The sequence below is a fragment of the Cellulomonas septica genome (assembly GCF_012396155.1).
Classification (GTDB): Bacteria; Actinomycetota; Actinomycetes; order Actinomycetales; family Cellulomonadaceae; genus Cellulomonas; species Cellulomonas septica.
Genome location: NZ_JAAXOY010000327.1, coordinates 1 through 3,972, shown reverse-complemented (window position 1 = coordinate 3,972; position 3,972 = coordinate 1). Strand labels below are relative to the sequence as shown.

Here is a 3,972-nt window from a genome sequence, read left to right as displayed (position 1 = left end):
GAGCACGGTCTCGCCGCGCCGCAGGCCCGCCCGCCGGTGCAGCGCGAACCACGCCGTCTGGTACGCGATGACGAACCCGGCGGCCTGCTCGTCGGACAGCCCGACGGGGGCGCGCCACACCTCGTGCGCGTCGAGCACCGCGCGCTCGGCGAGCACCCCGATCCGCGACCCGACGACACGGTCGCCGACGGCCACGTGCTCGACGCCGTCGCCGACCGCGAGCACGTCACCGCACAGCTCGATGCCGGGCACGAACGGCAGCGGCGGCCGCTCCTGGTACTGCCCGCGCGCGAGCAGGACGTCGGGGAAGTTCACCGCGACCGCGCGCACGCCCACGAGCACCTGCCCGGGACCGGGCGCCGGGTCGGGAACCTCCGCGAGGCGCAGCACGTCGACGGGCTCGCCGTACCGCTCCACGTGCCACGCCCGCACGGCTCAGCCCTCCGGACGGGCGGCGATGCCCGCGAGGAACAGGTCGGTGAGCTGCGCGGCGACCTGCTCCTTGGTCTCCGGCCCGTCGGACGAGAACCACGTCGGCAGGTAGTGCACGTCGGCGAAGAAGTGCGCGACGATCACGCCGCGCGGGACGTCCGTCCGGTAGTACCCGTCGGCCTGGCCCTTCTCCAGCAGCGCCGCGAACGTGTCGTGGTACGCGCGGCGCCGCCGGGTGACCTCCTGCTGACGCGGCTGCGACAGCATGTGCACGCTGCGGAAGAAGACCGTGCCCTCGAGCAGGAAGTCGATCGACGTCTCGATGACGTCGACGCACGCCTCCCGCAGCAGGACGTCGGCGGGCTCGTCGCGCGCCGCGATCGCCTCGAGGTGGTCCGTCTGGAGCGTGAGCATGCGGTCGTAGACGGCGAAGAGCAGGTCGTCCTTCGACTGGAAGTAGTGGTACATGGCGCCCTTGGTGACGCCCGCCGCGTCGACGACCTGCTGCACGGAGGTGTTCGCGTACCCCTGGGCCGCGAACAGCCCGAGTGCGGCCCGCAGGACGTCGTCGGCCACGCTGGTCTGCTTCATGCGGTCATCCTTCCCCCCACGGGCGCACGCTGACGCCACCGTCGAGCACGAGCGTCTGCCCCGTCACCCAGGCGGCGTCACCGGACAGCAGGAACGCGACCGGCCCGGCGACGTCCTCGGGCTCCCCGATCCGCCCGAGCGGGTACCGCGCTCCGACGGCCGTCTCGTCGTCCTCGTAGAGGCGGCGGGCCAGCTGCGTGCGGACCACCGCGGGCGCCACGGCGTTGACGCGCACGCGCGGCGCGAGCTCGACCGCGAGCTGCGCGGTGAGGTTGAGCAGCGCGGCCTTGGAGACGCCGTACAGCGCGATGCCAGGGCTCGACGTGAGCCCGGCCGCCGACCCGGTGCACACGACCGACGCGCCCTCGTGCGCGCCGAGCCCGGCCGCGACGGCGTCCCGCGTCCACTCCAGGGCGGCGACGACGTTGACCGCGAGGATCTTGTCGACGGCAGCCCGCTCGATGTCGAGCAGCGGACCGTAGACCGGGTTGATGCCGGCGTTGTTGACGAGGTGGTCGAGCCGGCCGAACCGGTCGACGGCCGTCGCGACCGCGGCGGCCCGGTGCTCGGGGTCGTCGACCTTGCCGGCGACGCCGACGGCACGCGCGGGCCCGATCGCTGCGACCGCCTCGTCGAGCGTCTCGGCGCGCCTGCCGGTCAGGACGACGCGCGCCCCCTCGTCCGCGAGCCGCTGCGCGGTCGCGAGCCCGATCCCCCGGCTCGCGCCGGTCACCAGGGCGACCCTGCCCTCGAACCTGTTCATCACGTCCTCTCGCCGCGGCCCGCCGGCCGCCCGTACGACCGCCACGCGGGGGGTCGACACGCGGCGCTCGCGCGAAACCGACCGTTCGGTATGCCGTGACAGTACACGACCCCGCCCCGACGCGAGGCGCTCGCGGCCAGGACGCGCAGCACCCGGCCCGCCGACCACTACCGTGTGAGCGTGAACACGAGCACCGCCCCCCACCGCCCCGCGCGCGCGCTGCCCACGGGCACCCAGCACACCCTCACCCGCGGCGACGCCCGCGTGGTGGTCGCCGCCGTCGGCGCGAGCCTGCGCGAGTACACCGTCGGCGGCGTCGACGTCGTCCTGCCGTTCGCCGAGACCGAGTCGGCCCCCGCGTTCTCCGGCGCGGTCCTCGCACCGTGGCCCAACCGGCTCACGGACGGCGAGTACGCGTTCGACGGCACCGACTACGAGGTGCCCGTCACGGAGCACGCACGCCGGACCGCCCTGCACGGCCTCGTCGCGTACGTCGCGTTCGCCGCGAGCGAGCACACCGCCGACCGGCTCGTCCTCGAGCACACGATCGTCCCGACACCCGGCTACCCGTGGTCGGTGCACCTCGCGGTCGCGTACACGCTCGACGACGACGGCCTGCGCATCGAGGTGACCGCGACCAACGTCGACGCCACCGCCGCCCCCTACGGCATCGGCTTCCACCCGTGGCTCTCCCCCGGCGACGCGACCGTCGACGCGTGCACCCTGCAGGTCGACGCCGACGTGCACGTCACCGTGGACGACCGGCTGCTCCCCACCGGCACCGAGCCGGTGAGCGGCACGTTCGACCTGCGCACCGCGGTCCCGCTGCGCGGCGTGGAGCTCGACGACGCGTGGGTCGGCCTGACGCGCGACGACGCGGGCCTGTCCTGGATCCACCTGGGACGCCCCGACGGCCGGACGGTCGCGATGTGGGCCGACGACAGCTTCGTCGCGTGGCAGGTGTGCACGGGCGACGGGATCCCGCGCCTCGACCGCCGCGGCGTCGCCGCCGAGCCGATGACGTGCGTCGCCGACGCGTTCCGCACGGGCACGGACCTGGTCCGGCTCGAGCCGGGTGCGAGCCACCGCGTCGCGTGGGGTCTGCGCCTGCTCTGACCGCAGCCGCCGTCGAGGGCGTCCGGGCTGGCCGCTCGGGCGCCCTCGTGGTCTCCAGGGCGAGGCCCCCGTGGTCGCGAGAGACGCGGCGCCGACGGGGCGCGCGAGGGCCGGCGGATGCGAGGGCCGGGGGATGCGGGGTCTGGTCTAGCGGGGGCGGCGGGGTGAGGCAGGCAGGGTGGTCGGCCGGTCAGCGGCCGTAGTACTCGCCGTCCTCCTGGACGCCCTTGGCGTACTCCCAGTGCCACGGCTCGAACGGCCCGCTGCCGCCGCGCTTCGCCCACGCCGGGTTCTCCCAGCCGAACGCGGGCCCGTTGTCGAGGATCCACGCCCACTTGGCGCCCGACGTCTGCGTCTGGCAGAGGTCGACGGCGAGCCCCCAGCCGTGGTTGCTCTTGCCGGGGGCGGCGGCGAGGCCGCCCTTCTGCGCCTTCACGACGCGCTGCTGCGCGAGCGAGCGGTAGCCGGAGCTGAGGCACAGGTCGCCGCCGAACCGCGCGACGAACGCCTGGTTGAACTCCGCGAGCGACACGGCCGCGTCCGCGCGGAGCTGCGTGTGCCCGTCCCACAAGGTGCACAGGTCGGCCGTCCGAAGCAGGCCGTTCTCCCCCGCGGGCCGGTCGGTGCCGTCGCAGCCGGGGAGCGCGGAGCGGATCTCGGTGCGGCTCGTGCCCGCGGCCTCCCGGGCGGCGAGCGCGCCGTCGGCCGAGACGAGGGACGACGGCGGGAGGATCGACAGCGACGACGCGGTGAGCGCCGAGACGGTGTCGGGCAGGGACGCCTCGGCGGCGCGTGAGTCGGAACCCGGCACGCCGACGCCCTCGAGCGCGCCCTGACTGACGGTCGGGATGACGACGGTGACGCCGGCGAGCGCACCGAGGACCCCGAGGCGGACCGCGAGGAGCGGCATCCGGGCCTGGTGGCGGTCGGTCGGACGGACCGTCGCGGTGCGCGAGCGGGTCGGTCGCTCGACGTCCGCCTGGGTCTCCGCGGCGACGGCGGCCGCGCGCGCCGAGGCCCAGGGGGCGACGGGCTCGGGGTCGTCGTCGAGCGGCAGCGGGGACAGCCAG

At 75.3% G+C, this 3,972-nt stretch carries 5 protein-coding genes; 1 reads left to right on the top strand and 4 read right to left on the bottom strand.

The annotated features are described in order from the left end of the window. The 3 genes from HGA02_RS12550 to HGA02_RS12540 form a co-directional block, all read right to left on the bottom strand. Positions 1–432 (bottom strand): alcohol dehydrogenase catalytic domain-containing protein (locus HGA02_RS12550; RefSeq protein WP_168679296.1); only part of this gene is annotated, 432 nt, incomplete at its 3' end. Between the two features lie 3 nt (positions 433–435). Continuing rightward, entirely contained in the window at positions 436–1,023 is a 588-nt protein-coding gene (locus tag HGA02_RS12545) for a TetR/AcrR family transcriptional regulator (protein ID WP_210728512.1), read from the bottom strand. 4 nt (positions 1,024–1,027) lie between these two features. Next, positions 1,028–1,786 carry an SDR family oxidoreductase gene (locus HGA02_RS12540; RefSeq protein WP_210728511.1) on the bottom strand — a complete coding sequence of 253 codons (759 nt, stop codon included), beginning with the start codon at positions 1,784–1,786 and terminating at the stop codon, positions 1,028–1,030. 180 nt (positions 1,787–1,966) lie between these two features. Here HGA02_RS12540 and HGA02_RS12535 point away from each other — a divergent pair, with 180 nt between their 5' ends. Further along, a complete protein-coding gene (locus tag HGA02_RS12535; RefSeq protein ID WP_168679294.1) occupies positions 1,967–2,902 on the top strand; it encodes an aldose epimerase family protein in 936 nt (311 codons plus the stop codon). A 190-nt stretch (positions 2,903–3,092) separates the two neighbouring features. Here the strand turns inward: HGA02_RS12535 and HGA02_RS12530 are convergent. Further along, the coding region (locus HGA02_RS12530) for a M15 family metallopeptidase (protein WP_168679293.1) at positions 3,093–3,972 on the bottom strand (880 nt) is incomplete at its 5' end.

Bases quoted from the DNA above. Each gene is read 5' to 3' on its own strand.
- HGA02_RS12545 (WP_210728512.1), bottom strand. From the start codon at position 1,023: ATGAAGCAGACCAGCGTGGCCGACGACGTCCTGCGGGCCGCACTCGGG.
- HGA02_RS12540 (WP_210728511.1), bottom strand. From the start codon at position 1,786: ATGAACAGGTTCGAGGGCAGGGTCGCCCTGGTGACCGGCGCGAGCCGG.